The following is a 15,056-nucleotide window of genomic DNA, read 5'->3' as shown; positions in this document are numbered from 1 at the left end:
GTTCCGCCGCACGTGCAGCGTGTCGGCGGGTGAGCGAGAGTGAGTCAGGCGTGTACGCGATCGTGCGCAGTGGCGGCCGCCAGCACAAGGTGGCTGTCGGGGACATCGTCGAGATCGACCGGGTCGCCGACGAGGTCGGCAGCAGCATCACGCTGCAGCCGCTGATGCTGGTCGACGGCGACGACGTGACCACCGCCCAGGACGCCCTGGGCAAGGCTTCGGTCACCGCCGAGGTGCTCGGCGAGACCAAGGGTCCGAAGATCCGGATCCTCAAGTTCAAGAACAAGACCGGTTACAAGAAGCGCCAGGGGCATCGTCAGAAGTACACCCAGGTCAAGGTCACCGGGATCGAAGGCTGAGGGAGCAGAGATGGCACACAAGAAGGGCGCGTCCAGCTCGCGCAACGGTCGCGACTCCAACGCGCAGCGCCTCGGTGTGAAGCGTTTCGGTGGTCAGCTGGTCAACGCGGGCGAGATCATCGTCCGTCAGCGCGGCACCCACTTCCACCCGGGCGAGGGCGTCGGGCGTGGCGGCGACGACACCCTGTTCGCGCTGATCGCGGGCAAGGTGCAGTTCGGCACCCGTCGTGGGCGCCGTGTGGTCAACATCGAGCCTGCCGAGGCCTGAGCGGCGGCGCACAAGCATCACAACGACATGAGTGGGGGACGACCGAGGCGTCGTCCCCCACTCATGTCGTTCACGATCGATCAGAACGTGGACGTGTCGATCACGTACCGGTAACGCACTGCGGACGACACCACGTTGTCGTAGGCGGCGGTGATCTCCTCGCCACTGATGATCTCCACCTGGGGGACGACGCCGTGCTCGGCGCAGAAGTCGAGCATCTCCTGGGTCTCGGCGATTCCGCCGATCTGCGACCCGGCCAGGATCTTGTTGCCCCCGGTGAGGCTCGACAGATGCACGGTGCTGGCGTGCTCGGGCAGGCCCACGTCGACGAGCGCACCGCCCGGCTTGAGAAATCGCAGCAGGGCATCGAGATCGGTGGCCGCCGCGACCGTCGAGACCATGAGGTCGAAAGTTCCGCGTACCGCCTTCAACTCGTCGGGCTCGTTCCACGCGTAGTAGTGCTGGGCGCCGAACCTGCGTCCGTCGGCCTGCTTCGACTTGGTCTGGCTGACGACGCTGACCTCGGCACCCATCTTCGCAGCGATCTGGACGCCGACGTGGCCGAGCCCGCCCATGCCGACGATCGCGACCTTCTTACCGGGGCCCGCGCCCCAGCGCTTCAGCGGGGAATACAGGGTGACGCCCGCGCACATGAGCGGTGCGACCGCGTCGAACGGTATCGACTCCGGCAGACGCAGGGCGTAATCCTGCTCGACGGTGATGCCCTGGGAGTAACCGCCCGCGGTCGGCAGGCCGTCACGTCCGACGCTGTTGTATGTCCAGATCGTTCCCGGACGACCGGTGCAGAACTGCTCGAAGCCCGCTCGGCACTGCTCGCACTGCCCGCAGGAATCGACGAAGCAGCCGACCCCCACGCGGTCGCCGACCGCGAATCGCGTGACCTGGTCTCCCACCTGTGTGACGACGCCGGCCAACTCGTGGCCGGGAACGAGAGGGAAGATCGCCGGGCCCCACTCCTCGCGCGCGGTATGGATGTCGGAGTGGCAGATGCCGGCGTACTTGATCTCGAAGTAGATCTCGGTCGGGTCGGGCTCCCGGCGGGTGATGGTCGTCCGGTGGAACTGACACGACCGGTTGTCTGTTGCGTACGCGAGCACATCGGGCATGAGGGTCTCCCTCGTCGGAGTCGTCGGGGGTGGTGAGCCGATTCTAGAGCCCGTAGCGGGGGCTTCGGTGGCGGCTGCCCGTGCCGGATGGCCTCAGGGCAGCAGAGACCAGGCCAGGTAGAAACCGGCGGCGGCGATCACCCACCGGCTCACCTTCTCGGGGACGTAGCGCTGCACCAGCGGGCCGAGGTTGCCGCCCGCGAGCTGACCCACGAACATGATGCCGGCGGCCAGCCAGTCGACCGGCGCGAAACCGATGAACACCAGTGAGGCAGCCAGGTTCGACACACTGAGCAGGATGGTCTTCATCAGTACGGTCTGCGACCATTCGAAATTGGTCAGGACGAGCACGACCGCGAAGTAGACGACGCCGGCTCCCGCCCCGAAGTAGCCCCCGTACACGCACACCACGAACAGCACCGCGAGGTAGGCGGGCCACTTCTCGTCCTTGCCGCGAAGCGTCCGGATGCGCGGGCTGGCGAGCAGGGTCAGGGACGCGAAGGCGATGAGCCAGGGGACGATGGCCTCGAACGCCTGCTCCCCGGTGGCCAGCAGGGCGATGGCCCCGGTCGTCCCGCCCAGCGCGCAGACGACACACTGCTGGATCGTCCTTCGTCGACCGGAGGCTCCGGCCTCGCGCCCGGCCCGCAGGGTGGCGCCCGCACCGACCCCGACGAGGGACAACGTGTTGGTGACGTTTGCCGACAACGGGCCCAGCCCGACGGCCAGCAAGGCAGGGTAGCTGACCAGGGAGGCCAGGCCGGTGAGGTAGCCGATCAGACCGGCGCCCAGCCCCGCTGCGAGGAGGAGGACAACCGACTCGATCGTGACGTGCATGTGCCCTCCTGGTTCCAACCGCCCATTGTGGCAGGTCCTCGCGCGACGGTGGGTAGTGCCCACGAGTGCGGTAGGCCGGGAATCGGCACAGGAAACTCCTGCGGCCCGTATCGCGTCGGGGATTGGGGGACCAAAGCCCTCCCGGTAGAGTGGAAGGGTGCGCCGAACGGCGTCCATCTCCACATGAAAGCTCGTCACATGGCCATTCCCTCCTTCGTCGATCGCGCCCGGCTGACCGTGAGTGCCGGCAACGGCGGGAACGGCTGCGCCTCGGTGCACCGCGAGAAGTTCAAGCCCCTGGGCGGGCCCGACGGCGGTAACGGTGGGGACGGCGGTTCGGTGATCCTGCGCGTCGACCCGGGTCTGACCACGTTGGTCGACTACCACCGGCAGTCGCAGCGCAAGGCACCCGGCGGGCAACCGGGAATGGGCGGACACCGCAACGGTGCGAAGGGGGACGACATCGTCTTGTCCGTGCCGGCCGGAACCGTCGTGACCGATGACGAGACCGGCGAGGTACTGGCCGATCTCGGGACGACCGACGAGGTCGTGGTCGCGTTGGGCGGCAAGGGAGGACTGGGAAACGCGGCGCTCGCGTCCAGCAGCCGCAAGGCCCCGGGGTTCGCCCTGCTCGGTGAGGAGGGCGAGGCGCGTCAGGTGCTCCTCGAACTCAAGGTGATGGCCGACATCGGGCTGGTCGGCTTCCCGAGTGCCGGCAAGTCGAGCCTGATCGCGGCCATCTCGGCCGCCAAGCCGAAGATCGCGGACTACCCGTTCACCACGCTGGTGCCCAACCTGGGGGTCGTCGTGGCGGGGGAGACGACGTTCACCGTCGCCGATGTGCCGGGGCTGATCGAGGGGGCCAGCGCGGGCCGTGGCCTCGGTCATGATTTCCTGCGTCACATCGAACGCTGTCAGGCGATCGTCCACGTGATCGACTGCGCCACCTGGGAGCCCGGTCGCGAGCCGCTGCGGGATCTGGATGTCATCGAGCACGAACTGGCCGCCTACGGTGGCTTGGAGGATCGTCCACGCCTGGTGGCGTTGAACAAGATCGACGTGCCCGACGCCCGCGACATGGCGGAGATCGTCCAGGCCGACATCGAGGCGCGGGGCCTGCGGGTGTTCCCCATCTCGACGAAGACCGGGGAGGGGCTCACGCGCCTGACCTTCGCGATGGCAGCCATCGTGGGGGAGCGCAGGGCGCAGCAGGCTGCTTCACCGGTACAACGCATCGTCATCAGGCCCAGGGCCGTGGACGACGGCGACGTGTTCACCATCCGGCGGCAGGGCGATGGCGAGGGCGGGCTCGTGTGGCGTGTGCGGGGCACCAAACCCGAACGCTGGGTGCGGCAGACCGACTTCGGGAACGACGAAGCCGTCGGCTATCTGGCCGACCGCCTCAACCGCATCGGCATCGAGGAGCGCCTGCTCGAGATGGGTGCCCAGCCGGGCGACGCCGTCGCCATCGGGGCCGGGGAACACCCGGTGGTGTTCGATTTCGCCCCGCAGGTCGACACCGGGGCAGAACTGCTGTCGCGCCGCGGTGAGGATCAGCGTCTCAACGAGGCGCGACCGGCCGCGCAGCGCAGGCGCGAGCGGGACGCCGAGTACCGCGCGGCTCGCGAACAGATCATGAGCGACGACCGCGACGCCGACTGGCGCGAGCAGCGTCGGCGCGCCCTGGAAGCCGAGCTGTCGGACGAGTGGGACGACGAATCGGGGGATGACTGACCGTGGTGGGCCCGGATTTCGACGGCACGCTCACCGAGGACGAGGTGCGCCGCCAGGTGTCGTCCGCCCGTCGGATCGTGGTCAAGGTGGGGTCGAGCTCGTTGAGCAGCGCATCGTCGGGCATCGACGACGATCGGGTCGCCGCCCTCGTGGATGCTCTGGCGCATGCGCACGATGCCGGGCACGACATCGTGCTGATCAGTTCCGGCGCCATCGCTGCGGGGTTGTCACCGCTGGGGCTGCGCCGCCGGCCGCGGGATCTCGCTCATCAGCAGGCGGCCGCGGCGGTGGGACAGGGGCTCTTGATCCAGCGCTACACCGAGATGTTCAACGCGCGCGGCATCCTCGTCGGGCAGGTGCTGCTCACGGTGGACGACGTCACCCGCCAGTCGAACTATGCGAACGCCTTGCGGACGCTGGGCACCCTGCTGCGCATGGGGGTGATCCCCGTCATCAACGAGAACGACACCGTCGCCACCCACGAGATCCGGTTCGGCGACAACGATCGGCTGGCGGCCCTGGTCGCGCAGCTCGTCCGCGCGGACGCGCTCGTCCTGCTGTCGGACATCGACGCCCTCTACACCGCGCACCCCGAGGAGCCGGACTCGGAGGCGATCACGTTCGTCCCCGATGTCGAGGAGCTGGAGGTCGACACCCATCGCACCGGTTCGGCGGTCGGCAGCGGCGGCATGACCACCAAGCTGCAGGCCGCGCAGATCGCCACGAGTGCGGGCATCCCCACGATCCTGGCCAACGCGGTGGACGCGAGCGAGGTGCTGGCCGGACGCCCGGTCGGCACCGCTTTCTCGCCGATCGACCGCCGTCGTCCTCGTCGCCTGCTGTGGCTGGCGCACGCGTCCCTGGCCCGTGGCGAGCTCCACCTGGACGCGGGGGCCGTGCGCGCGGTGACCAAACGCAACGCCTCGCTGCTGGCGGCAGGTATCACGCGGGTCGAGGGCGATTTCGTGGCCGGGGATCCGGTCGACCTGGTCGCCCCGAACGGTGAGGCGATCGCGCGTGGCCTGGTGAACTTCGACGCGGGCCAGTTGCCGGCCATGCTCGGGCGCAACTCCCACGAGCTGGCGGCGACGTTCGGCGTCGAGTACGAGCGTGAGGTGGTCCACCGGGACGCCCTCATGCTGCTCAACCACGTGGGTGGATTCTCGTGAGGAGCCATCAATGAGCCTTGTCACCGTCGTCGGCTGGCTCGCTGCGATCATCGGGGCGGGTTATGCCATGCCCCAGTTCCTTCGCATCATGCGGACGCGGACGAGCGCCGGGCTGTCGCGTCCCGGTTGGCAGATGCAGTGCGCGGTGTGCCTGGCCTGGATCGGGCACGGCATCATCTATGCGATGCCCAACCAGGTCGTGTGCAACCTGGTCACCTCGGCGGCGAGCCTCGGTGTCATCGTCATGCTGGCCAAGGACCGGCACCTGTCGCTGGTGCCGGTGCTGGCGCCCGTGGTCGTGTCCGCCCTGCTGCTCGTGGGGGTCGATGTGGTGTTCGGCCAGGTGGTCTTCGGCGTGGTGATCATCGTCCCCTCGGCCTTCACTCTTCTGGCCCAACTCCGCGATCTGGTCGTCTCACCCGACGTGCGCGGCGTGTCACCGTGGTTCCTCGTGCTGGCCTTCCTGATCCAGTCGCTGTGGCTGGTGTGGTCGCTGATGGTCTCCGACCGCGCGGTGACCATCTCGGCGGCGGGGACGATGGCCCTCCTGGCCGCCAACTACGGGGTCTGGCTGGTCCGCCACGCGCGGTCCGACAGCGTCGGCCCGGCGGACCACGGATTGGCCGAATCGCCTTGCGGCACTACTCTTACCCCATGACTGCCGTCGCTGAACTCGCGCAGGCCTCCCGTGAGGCGGCCCGCCGCATCGCTGTCGTGGACCGCGCGCGCAAGGATGCCGCACTGCAGGCCATGGCGGATGCTCTCACGCAGGCAACCGACGAGGTGCTCGCCGCGAACGCGTCCGATGTCGAACGCGCGAGGGCCGCGGGCACCGCGGAGGCATTGATCGACCGGCTCGCGCTCACCCCGGCGCGGATCACGGGCATGGTCGACGGACTTCGGTCGTTGGCCACGTTGCCCGATCCCATCGGTCAGGTCGTGCGTGGGTGGCAGCTGCCGAACGGTGTCCATATCGACCAGGTGCGCGTGCCGCTCGGTGTCATCGGCATCATCTACGAGGCGCGACCCAACGTGACCGCGGACGCCGCCGGTATCTGCCTGAAATCGGGCAACGCGAGCCTGCTGCGGGGCAGTTCGAGCGCGGTGGAGTCGAACAGGGCGATCGTCGCGGCGCTGAGGGCGGGGCTGGAGGCGACCGGGCTTCCTGCCGATGCCATCGCACTGGTCGAGGGCGGGCACGAGACGACCGACGAGATGATGCGGGCACGCGGACTCATCGACCTGCTCATCCCTAGAGGTGGTGCCGGGCTGATCAACGCGGTCGTGTCCGGGTCGCTGGTGCCGGTGATCGAGACCGGCACGGGCAACTGTCACCTGTTCGTCGACGAATCCGCCGATCAGGCGAAGGCGATCACGATCATCCTCAACGCCAAGACGCAGCGCCCGAGCGTCTGCAACGCCCTGGAGACGCTGCTCGTCCACGAGTCGGTCGCCGCGGAGTTCCTGCCCAAGGCCATCGATGCCCTCACCCAGGCAGGGGTGACGGTGCACGGCGACGAGGCGTCCCGGGTGATCGACGGCCGCGTCGTCCCGGCCACCGAGGACGAGTACGACGCCGAGTACCTCTCTCTCGACCTGGCGCTACGGGTCGTGCCCGACCTCGACACCGCGCTCGACCACATCAGGCAGCACACAACGGGACATTCCGAGACGATCGTCACGAACGACGTGTCGTCCCAGCGCCGGTTCGTCGCCGAGATCGATGCCGCCGCGGTACTCGTCAACGCGTCGAGCCGTTTCGTGGACGGCGGCGAGTTCGGGTTCGGTGGGGAAATCGGGATCTCGACGCAGAAGATGCACGCGCGCGGCCCGATGGGGTTGTCAGAGATGACCTCCACGAAGTACGTGATCACCGGCGAGGGCCAGGTGCGCGCCTGAGCGCGTCACCGGCGGATTCCGACTGACAGGCAGCATCGTGAGCAACGAACCGTCCATCGGCTTCGACGAACTGAACTCCGGCGATCCCCATCACAACCTGGGACTCGCACGTGTCGTCAATCACAAGGGGCGATATCGGCTCGGTGTGATGGGCGGCACCTTCGACCCCATCCATCACGGTCACCTGGTCGCGGCGAGCGAGGTCGCAGCGCGGTTCTCGCTGGACGAGGTGGTGTTCGTCCCCACCGGTATTCCGTGGCAGAAGGCCGGACGCCGGGTCAGTTCGCGCGAGGACCGCTATCTCATGACGGTCATCGCCACGGCATCGAACCCCCGGTTCACCGTCTCGCGGGTCGACATCGACCGGCACGGCAACACGTACACCGTCGACACGCTCAAGGACATCAAGGCCGAACGCGGCCCGGATGTCGATCTCTACTTCATCACCGGCGCGGATGCCTTGGCCTCGATCCTCACCTGGCGTGGTGCCGGTGAGCTGTTCGATCTCGCATGGTTCGTCGGCGTGTCGCGTCCGGGGGTCGACCTCAGCGCTCGCGATCTCAGCCACCTGCCGCCCGACAAGGTGACACGTCTGGAGGTGCCGGCGCTGGCGATCAGCTCCACCGAATGCCGCAAACGAGTGGGCGAGGGCTTGCCGTTGTGGTATCTCGTTCCGGACGGGGTCGTGCAGTATGTTGCCAAGCGGGGTCTGTACACCCCGGCCAACGACGGGGCGGTGCTGCACGCCGACCCGGTCGAGTGAGGCCGGTCCGGTCGGCTGTGGCCGGGGGCCGGCCGACGGCAGGACAACCCGTGAACACCGGACCGACGAACGCAGGGAGTGACGTGAGCGCAACCGAGAGTGCCCTTTCCATCACCAGGCTGGCCGCACAGGCCGCCAGCGACAAGAAGGGGCTGGACATCGTTGCGTTCGACGTGTCGGAGGCTCTCGCCATCACCGATGTGTTCCTCATCGTCAGCGCTTCCAACGAGCGTCAGGTCGGAGCCATCGTGGATGCGGTGGAGGAACGACTGATCCAGCAGGCGAACCTGCGGCCCACCCGGCGGGAGGGCGATCGCGAGAACCGTTGGGTGTTGCTCGACTACGTCGATGTGGTCGTCCATGTGCAGCACTCCGAGGAGCGGACGCTGTACTCGCTCGAACGGCTGTGGAAGGACTGCCCGCGCATACCGCTCGATCTTGACGAGGCCTCGGCTGCCGAGGGCGAGGACGAGGAGTGAACCGGCCTGCCCGGACACGGCTGATCCTGTGGCGCCATGGACAGACGGATTGGAATGTGGACAACCGTTTCCAGGGACAGGCGAACATCCCTCTGAACGATGTGGGACGCGCGCAGGCCAGGGCGGCAGCGGACGCCCTCGTGGCGTTGCGTCCGGACGCGATCGTCTCGTCGCCGTTGGACCGCGCGCGGGTGACCGCACAGGCTCTTGCCGACCGTACCGGGCTCGGGGTCGAGACCGACGACCGGCTGAAGGAGATCGACGTCGGTTCGTGGGAGGGCCTGCTGATCGCCGACGTCACCGCGAACGACCCCGAGTTCGCACGGGCCCTGGCGTCCGGACGTGATTGGCGCCGTTCTCCGACGGGGGAGACCAGCATCGAGACGGGGGCGAGGGTAGCGGGCGCCCTGCGGGAACTGGCGAACGACTTCGCGGGCCGGACCCTCGTGGTGGCCTCGCACGGGCTTGCGATCAGGATGGGGACCGCGCACGTGCTCGGGTGGGACTTCCGCACGAGTCTCGCGCTCGGTCCGATGTTCAATTGCGGGTGGACCGTTCTTTCGCACGCGAACGGGAAATGGGCCCTGGTCACCTGGAACCAGTCGGTGCTTCCGAAGGTGGGATGACAGCGCGTTCTCGGTGCCATGACCAAGGGCGACAACGCGTCGATTCGGCGTGGAACGTGAGTATTTGTTTTCGAATTACATATTCGCAATTTCAATCAGATTTTGACCGACTCTCGCGCAACGGGAATTGGCCGGTACTGAATTGCGCCGTGTGGGAATGCGGCCATAGTGTTCCCCGCATGATCGTGAGCGAAATCGCGCACCCGGCCACCATCGGTGGTGCGTACGCGCATGTTCCGGTCTGTTCGTCGCCGGGCTGTTGTTGTCGTTGACCGCCGCCCCGCAACTTTTCTCCCAATAGCTGTCGCAGCGTCCGGAATGGTGCGCTGACCTTCCTCAGGTTCGGTCGATCGGGCCGGTGACGCCTTTGCCCCCCACATCAGTCCGGCATTCCGCCGCACCCCTATGCACGAGGAGATGCTCATGCACGCACCCTTGCCCTGGCGTACTCGCAGAAGACGGGTCGCTTCACTGTTGTCCGGCACCGTGATCGCAGCATTGTTGCTTGCCGGTTGCGGTGCGAGCTCGGCGAGCAACGACCCCTCCGACACCGGTGCGAGCGGGGAACCGCAGGCCGGTGGCACACTCACCGTCGCGTTCCGGTCGGACGACACCTCCAAGACCACGCTCGACCCGATCCAGCAGCAGTGGCTCGAGCACAGAACCGTCCTGCGCAATGTGGTGGAGTCGCTGACCGATCAGGATCCGGATACCGGTGAGATCAAGCCGTGGCTGGCGACATCGTGGGAGATCAGCGATGACCAGTTGACCTATACGTTCTCGTTGCGCGAGGGAATCACGTTCAGCAACGGCGAGAAATTCGATGCGAATGCCGTGAAGACGTCGTTCGACTCGAATCTGGCCGTGATCACCGAGCAACCGGCGACATTCGGCTACACGTACCTGGCGGGTTACAAATCGTCCGAGGTGATCGACGATCACACCATCGCCTTGACCTTGGAAGAGCCGAATGCGGCCTTTCTCCAGGCCCTGTCGACCGTGACCCTGGGAATCCTGGCGCCGGCCTCCTATGCGGCTGACGTCTCCGAGCGCAATCTCGGTACCGCACTGTGGGGGACCGGCCCCTACGTGATCGAGAGCTACACCCCGGATGTGGGGATCTCGCTGGTTAAGCGCGACGACTACGTCGCCACCACGGAACTCGCCGAGAATCAGGGACCGGCGTATCTCGACCGCGTCGAGGTCGTCTACATCCCCGAGGACACTGTGCGGGTGGGTAGCCTCCAAAGCGGTGAGGTCGACGTGGCGGCTCCGCGCAACCCGTTCGCGGCGACCGATATCGATCTTCTCAAGGCCAATGACATCGAGTTCACCTCGTTCTCTCTGCCGGGCACGATCGAGGCCTACTACCCCAAGGTCACCGACGGCCCGCTCACCGACAAGAACGTGCGACTCGCTGTTCAGGCGGCGATCGACCGCACCACCTACGCCTCGACGGTCTTCGGGGCGGACTACCCCGTGGCGCAGGGCGTGTACGACGTGTCGACGCCGTACTTCAAGGACGAGAGCTCGAAGCTCACCTACGATCCGGACAAGGCCAAGGAACTACTCGACGAGGCCGGCTGGACGGTCGGGGCGGATGGGTATCGGGTCAAGGACGGCCAGGTGCTGGAGATCGTCTATCCGGTGACCTCGGAGTCCACCGGCGACCTGCTCGTCCAGGATCAGCTCAGGCAGGTGGGTATCAAGTTCACCCTGCAGGTGCTGACCTCGGGGGAGCAGAGCGACGCGGTCTCCAACGGCGAATGGAACATCACGCGCGGCGTCCTCACGCGCGGTGATCCGTCGATTCTCGGGTCGATCCTCGATACGCGTATCAGCCGTTCTCCGGCGCGCGCCGAGTGGGGCGTTCCCGCCGATGTGCAGTCGAAGCTCCAGGAGTTGCTGGACGCAGGCCTGGCCACCACCGACGACGACGCTCGTCGTGCGGCCTACGAGGAGGTCCAGGATCTCCTGCTCGACGAGGCCCTCCTGTTCCCGGTCTTCGAGCGGGTGCAGCAGGTGGGCTACCGCCCCGACGTCCACGGGATCGTGTTCACGGCCGAAGGGTTCATCGACTTCCGCAGCACGTGGGTCGAGCAGGGTTGACGGTGAGTCGGTGATGGTCAAGTTCGTACTCAGCCGCGTGGGCCAGACCCTGCTCGTCCTGTGGGCCGCCTACACGATCACGTTCACGATCCTGTTCGTCCTACCGGGTGATCCGATCGCGATCATGCTGAACGCGGCCGACATCGAGGTGGACTTCCTCTCGGACGCCGAACTCACCGCGATCAAGGCTCAGTACGGGCTCGACCAGCCGATGTACGCCTACTACCTCAAGTCGCTCGTCGGCGCGGTGCATGGCGACTTCGGGATGTCCCTCACCCAGAAGCAGCCCGTGACGGGCCTGATCCTGGACCGGCTTCCGTCCACCATGTCACTGGCCGGCACCGCGGTGCTCGTCTCGGTGGTGGTCGGGGCGGGCTTCGCCTACCTGGCGACGCGCTCGTCCTTCCGGCCGTTGCGCACCCTGCTGGCGCGGCTGCCGGTCTTCGGGGTCTCGCTACCCACCTTCTGGGTGGGGCTGCTGCTCGTCCAGGTGTTCGCCTTCAGCCTCGGATGGCTTCCGGCCACCGGGCAGAACGGTCCGAGAAGCCTGATCCTGCCCGTCATCACGATGTCGCTTCCCAGCGGGGCGGTGTACGCGCAAGTGCTGATCAAAGGACTGGAGGAAGGCTTCCGACAGCCCTACGCCCAGGCGGCGCTCAGCCGCGGTCTGACCAGAGGACAGGTGCAGGGACGATACGTGTTCCGCAATGCCGCCTTGCCCGTGCTGACTCTCCTGGGTCTCCAGGTCGGTAACACGGTCGCGGGGACCATCGTCATCGAGACGGTGTTCACCCGCAACGGCATAGGGCGGCTCGCGCAGGAGGCGGTTCTCGCCCAGGACATCCCGCTCGTGCTCGGCATCGTCGTGCTCGCCGCCGCGGCGTTCGTGGTCGTCAACCTGCTGGTCGATCTGATCTATCCCTTCGTCGACCCTCGTGTCAGGGCCGAGGCCTCATCCCGCAGCAACCGCCTGTCGACGCTCTGAGGAGAGTTCCATGACCACACTGACCGATTCCCGCGCCCCGTCGGCGGCGCAGACGCCGCAACTACTGGACGCGGCGCCGGCGACCGGCACGCCCCCGCGGGACCCGTTCGATCAGCTGGAGGACGCCGCCGGCCTCAGTGCGACCCGGGTGCGGCTCATCGTGTTCCGCGAGCAGGTGCGCGACGTCGGACGATTCCTGGTGAGGCGGCCCGGATTCGTCGTGGCGCTCCTGGTCGTGCTGACGGTGATCGCCGCCGCGATCAAGCCGGACTGGTTCACCGGGAGGGACCCCAACGCCACCGCCCCGGCAGAACTCTTGAGGCCCCCCGGGCCGGGACACCTGTTCGGCACCGACCAACTCGGCCGGGACCTGTTCGCCCGGGTCGTCCACGGATCCTCGCTGACGATCGAGGCCGCCCTGCTCGCCGTGTCCATCGCCGTGGCCGCTGGGCTTCTCGTGGGGGTGGTGAGCGGTTTCGTCGGTGGACGCCTCGATGTCGTCCTCATGCGGTTCATCGACGTCCTGCTGGCGATCCCCGGGTTGCTCCTGGCGCTGGCCATCGTGACGGCACTGGGGTTCGGCATCGTCCCCGTGGCGGTCGCTGTCGGCGTCGGGATCGCCCCGGGCTTCGCGCGAACGACGCGGGCCGAGGTGCTACGCGTCAAGAACCTGCCCTACATCGAGGCCGTCACGGTGGGGGGAGCGAGCAGGCTGCGCGTCGTCCTGCGCCATGTGCTGCCCAACTCCTGGGGGCCGGTCGCGGCTCTCACCGTCCTCGAGTTCGGCTCGTCGGTGATCTCCGTCGCGTCCCTGAGCTTCCTCGGCTTCGGGGTGGCCCCGCCCGCGGCGGAATGGGGATCGCTCATCTCGGCAGGCCGCGCCTACGTGGTCACCGCGCCGTGGGTCTGCCTCATCCCGGGCTCGGTCGTGGCCGCGCTCGTCTTCTCGCTGAACCACATCGCCCGGTCGGTCTCGGAGCGTGTCGCATGAACCCGGTTGCCGAAGCAGTTCCCGAAGCCGCGGAGACTCCGGACTCGCTGGTGGTCGAGCACCTGAACGTCACCTACGGAACCGCCGGCCGGGCCGTCGTAGCGGTACAGGACGAGTCCTTCACCATCCCACGGGGAAAGATCGTGGCGATCGTCGGCGAGAGTGGTTCGGGGAAGACGACCACAGCACTGGCGGTGCTCGGCCTGCTCCCGGGAACCGCCCAGGTGCGGGGGAGCATCAGCCTCGAAGGCCACGAGATCGTCGGGGCATCGGGTCGATCGCTGCGGGCGCTGAGGCGGGGCATCGTCGCGCTCATTCCGCAGGATCCGACACTGAGTCTGAGCCCGACCAAGACCATCGGTGCCCACATGGCCGACACCCTGCGGCTGCGTGGCCTGCCCCGCCAGGTGATAGGCGCGCAGACCGAGACCTATCTGGCGCTCGCTGGACTGGACCATCCCGCCGTGCGCGCCAAGCAGTATCCCCATCAGCTGTCCGGTGGGATGCGCCAGCGGGTCCTGATCGCGCTGGCCATCGCGTCCGAACCCGACGTGATCATCGCGGACGAGCCCACGAGCGCGCTGGACGTGACCGTGCAGAAGCGGATCCTCGATCACCTGGAGTCGCTGGTGGCCGAGCGCGGCATCACTCTGGTGATCATCACGCACAACCTGGCGGTCGCGGCCGACCGGTCCGATCGGATCATCGTCATGCAGGCCGGACGCATCGTCGAACGTGGCGTCACGTCCGAGGTGCTGCGCGACCCGCGCGAGCCCTACACGCGTCGTCTCATCGATGCCGCTCCGTCGCTGCGCGGTGGGGGAGCGGTCGTCGTGCGGCACCGCGAGGACGAGGTACTCAGCCAGGAGGGGCTCCTGCGCGAACCGCTGCTCGAGCTCAATGACGTCTCGGTGAGGTACACACTTCCGCGCACCGTGAACGGGCCGCGATTCGTCCAGGCGCTCGATCGGGTCAGCCTGTCGGTGGCGAAGGGACAGACGCTCGCGGTCGTCGGCGAGTCGGGATCGGGGAAGTCCACCGCCGTCCGCGTCGCCCTCGGGACGATAGCTCCGCAGACCGGTGAGGCCAGGTTCGACGGACAGCGTCTCGATCAGCTCTCCCACAAGGATCTCCGCTCGCTGCGGCGCCGATTCCAACTCGTCCAACAGACCCCGCACGCCTCGCTGAACCCGAGATTGTCGGTGTTCGACTCGATCGTCGAGCCACTCCGATCGACCCACACGGTGGCCGGCAGGAACCTCTCGGCCACGGTCGGATCGCTGCTGGACAGCGTCGGCCTGCCTGTTTCGGTGGCGAGGCGTCGTCCCTCGGAGTTGTCGGGCGGGCAGGTGCAAAGGGTCGCGATCGCTCGTGCGCTGATCCTCGAGCCGGATGCCATCTATCTCGACGAACCCGTGTCCGCGCTGGACGTCTCGGTGCAAGCGCAGGTGCTGGAGTTGCTGGTCGATCTGCAGGAGCGTCTCGGCCTCACCTACGTGCTCGTGACCCACGACCTCGCCGTCGTCGCGGAGACGGCCCACCGGGTGGTGGTGCTCCGGCGTGGTCAGGTGGTCGAGGAGGGGACCACCGAACGCATCTTCACCGACCCGCGTCACGACTACACACGCCAGTTGATCGATTCGGTCCCCGGGCGGCGTCACCCCGCGGCGATCGCGGGTTGACCAGGGAGGATCGGAAGGGGACAGGTCT

15 protein-coding genes are annotated in these 15,056 nt (G+C 67.5%); 13 read left to right on the top strand and 2 right to left on the bottom strand.

Annotation, left to right across the window (positions count from 1 at the left end; translation table 11 throughout):
- Positions 1 to 50: 50 nt before the first annotated feature.
- Both rplU and rpmA read left to right on the top strand, forming a co-directional pair.
- The gene (gene rplU, locus FB473_RS09360) at positions 51 to 359 is read left to right on the top strand and encodes a 50S ribosomal protein L21 (RefSeq protein ID WP_167169405.1); all 309 of its coding nucleotides are present in this window, start codon (positions 51 to 53) and stop codon (positions 357 to 359) included.
- A gap of 10 nt (positions 360 to 369) precedes the next feature.
- Positions 370 to 627 (top strand): 50S ribosomal protein L27, encoded by a 258-nt coding sequence (rpmA, locus tag FB473_RS09355; protein ID WP_167166739.1) that lies wholly within the window; start codon positions 370 to 372, stop codon positions 625 to 627.
- Positions 628 to 707: 80 nt separating this feature from the next.
- Here the strand turns inward: rpmA and FB473_RS09350 are convergent, their stop codons facing one another.
- Positions 708 to 1,754, bottom strand: a complete 1,047-nt coding sequence (locus tag FB473_RS09350; RefSeq protein ID WP_167166737.1) for an NAD(P)-dependent alcohol dehydrogenase — start codon at positions 1,752 to 1,754, stop codon at positions 708 to 710.
- Positions 1,755 to 1,847: 93 nt separating this feature from the next.
- Positions 1,848 to 2,591 (bottom strand): sulfite exporter TauE/SafE family protein, encoded by a 744-nt coding sequence (locus tag FB473_RS09345; protein ID WP_167166735.1) that lies wholly within the window; start codon positions 2,589 to 2,591, stop codon positions 1,848 to 1,850.
- A 198-nt stretch (positions 2,592 to 2,789) separates the two neighbouring features.
- Here FB473_RS09345 and obgE point away from each other — a divergent pair, with 198 nt between their 5' ends.
- The 11 genes from obgE (at position 2,790) to FB473_RS09290 (ending at position 15,028) form a co-directional block, all read left to right on the top strand.
- Complete coding sequence (gene obgE / locus FB473_RS09340; protein ID WP_167166733.1) at positions 2,790 to 4,325, top strand: GTPase ObgE; 1,536 nt, start codon at positions 2,790 to 2,792, stop codon at positions 4,323 to 4,325.
- Between the two features lie 2 nt (positions 4,326 to 4,327).
- Complete coding sequence (gene proB, locus FB473_RS09335; protein WP_341770082.1) at positions 4,328 to 5,494, top strand: glutamate 5-kinase; 1,167 nt, start codon at positions 4,328 to 4,330, stop codon at positions 5,492 to 5,494.
- Positions 5,495 to 5,504: 10 nt separating this feature from the next.
- A complete protein-coding gene (locus tag FB473_RS09330) occupies positions 5,505 to 6,152 on the top strand; it encodes a PQ-loop repeat-containing protein (protein ID WP_167166731.1) in 648 nt (215 codons plus the stop codon).
- Positions 6,149 to 7,393, top strand: a complete 1,245-nt coding sequence (locus FB473_RS09325) for a glutamate-5-semialdehyde dehydrogenase (protein ID WP_167166729.1) — start codon at positions 6,149 to 6,151, stop codon at positions 7,391 to 7,393. The genes FB473_RS09330 and FB473_RS09325 overlap by 4 nt, the downstream gene beginning before the upstream one ends.
- 70 nt (positions 7,394 to 7,463) lie before the next feature.
- Complete coding sequence (gene nadD, locus FB473_RS09320; RefSeq protein WP_376837305.1) at positions 7,464 to 8,156, top strand: nicotinate-nucleotide adenylyltransferase; 693 nt, start codon at positions 7,464 to 7,466, stop codon at positions 8,154 to 8,156.
- Positions 8,157 to 8,239: 83 nt separating this feature from the next.
- A complete protein-coding gene (rsfS, locus tag FB473_RS09315; RefSeq protein WP_167166727.1) occupies positions 8,240 to 8,635 on the top strand; it encodes a ribosome silencing factor in 396 nt (131 codons plus the stop codon).
- Between the two features lie 56 nt (positions 8,636 to 8,691).
- Positions 8,692 to 9,261 (top strand): histidine phosphatase family protein, encoded by a 570-nt coding sequence (locus FB473_RS09310; RefSeq protein ID WP_208390508.1) that lies wholly within the window; start codon positions 8,692 to 8,694, stop codon positions 9,259 to 9,261.
- A 423-nt stretch (positions 9,262 to 9,684) separates the two neighbouring features.
- The gene (locus FB473_RS09305; protein ID WP_167166723.1) at positions 9,685 to 11,370 is read left to right on the top strand and encodes an ABC transporter substrate-binding protein; all 1,686 of its coding nucleotides are present in this window, start codon (positions 9,685 to 9,687) and stop codon (positions 11,368 to 11,370) included.
- A gap of 13 nt (positions 11,371 to 11,383) precedes the next feature.
- Positions 11,384 to 12,355, top strand: coding sequence for an ABC transporter permease (locus tag FB473_RS09300; RefSeq protein WP_167169398.1), 972 nt, complete (start codon positions 11,384 to 11,386; stop codon positions 12,353 to 12,355).
- 10 nt (positions 12,356 to 12,365) lie between these two features.
- Complete coding sequence (locus FB473_RS09295) at positions 12,366 to 13,346, top strand: ABC transporter permease (RefSeq protein ID WP_167166721.1); 981 nt, start codon at positions 12,366 to 12,368, stop codon at positions 13,344 to 13,346.
- Complete coding sequence (locus tag FB473_RS09290) at positions 13,343 to 15,028, top strand: dipeptide ABC transporter ATP-binding protein (RefSeq protein ID WP_167166719.1); 1,686 nt, start codon at positions 13,343 to 13,345, stop codon at positions 15,026 to 15,028. The genes FB473_RS09295 and FB473_RS09290 overlap by 4 nt, the downstream gene beginning before the upstream one ends.
- Positions 15,029 to 15,056: the final 28 nt, after the last annotated feature.

The sequence above is a fragment of the Brooklawnia cerclae genome, assembly GCF_011758645.1.
GTDB classification, from domain to species: Bacteria; Actinomycetota; Actinomycetes; order Propionibacteriales; family Propionibacteriaceae; genus Brooklawnia; species Brooklawnia cerclae.
Note: the sequence above shows the minus strand (reverse complement) of the source record. Positions and strands in the feature narration are given on the sequence as shown.

Excerpts from the sequence above, each read along its gene's own strand:
- FB473_RS09300 (WP_167169398.1), top strand. The coding sequence starts at position 11,384 with ATGGTCAAGTTCGTACTCAGCCGCGTGGGCCAGACCCTGCTCGTCCTG.
- obgE (WP_167166733.1), top strand. The coding sequence starts at position 2,790 with ATGGCCATTCCCTCCTTCGTCGATCGCGCCCGGCTGACCGTGAGTGCC.
- FB473_RS09345 (WP_167166735.1), bottom strand. The coding sequence starts at position 2,591 with ATGCACGTCACGATCGAGTCGGTTGTCCTCCTCCTCGCAGCGGGGCTG.
- rpmA (WP_167166739.1), top strand. The coding sequence starts at position 370 with ATGGCACACAAGAAGGGCGCGTCCAGCTCGCGCAACGGTCGCGACTCC.
- FB473_RS09325 (WP_167166729.1), top strand. The coding sequence starts at position 6,149 with ATGACTGCCGTCGCTGAACTCGCGCAGGCCTCCCGTGAGGCGGCCCGC.
- FB473_RS09295 (WP_167166721.1), top strand. The coding sequence starts at position 12,366 with ATGACCACACTGACCGATTCCCGCGCCCCGTCGGCGGCGCAGACGCCG.
- FB473_RS09305 (WP_167166723.1), top strand. The coding sequence starts at position 9,685 with ATGCACGCACCCTTGCCCTGGCGTACTCGCAGAAGACGGGTCGCTTCA.
- FB473_RS09290 (WP_167166719.1), top strand. The coding sequence starts at position 13,343 with ATGAACCCGGTTGCCGAAGCAGTTCCCGAAGCCGCGGAGACTCCGGAC.
- FB473_RS09350 (WP_167166737.1), bottom strand. The coding sequence starts at position 1,754 with ATGCCCGATGTGCTCGCGTACGCAACAGACAACCGGTCGTGTCAGTTC.
- FB473_RS09330 (WP_167166731.1), top strand. The coding sequence starts at position 5,505 with ATGAGCCTTGTCACCGTCGTCGGCTGGCTCGCTGCGATCATCGGGGCG.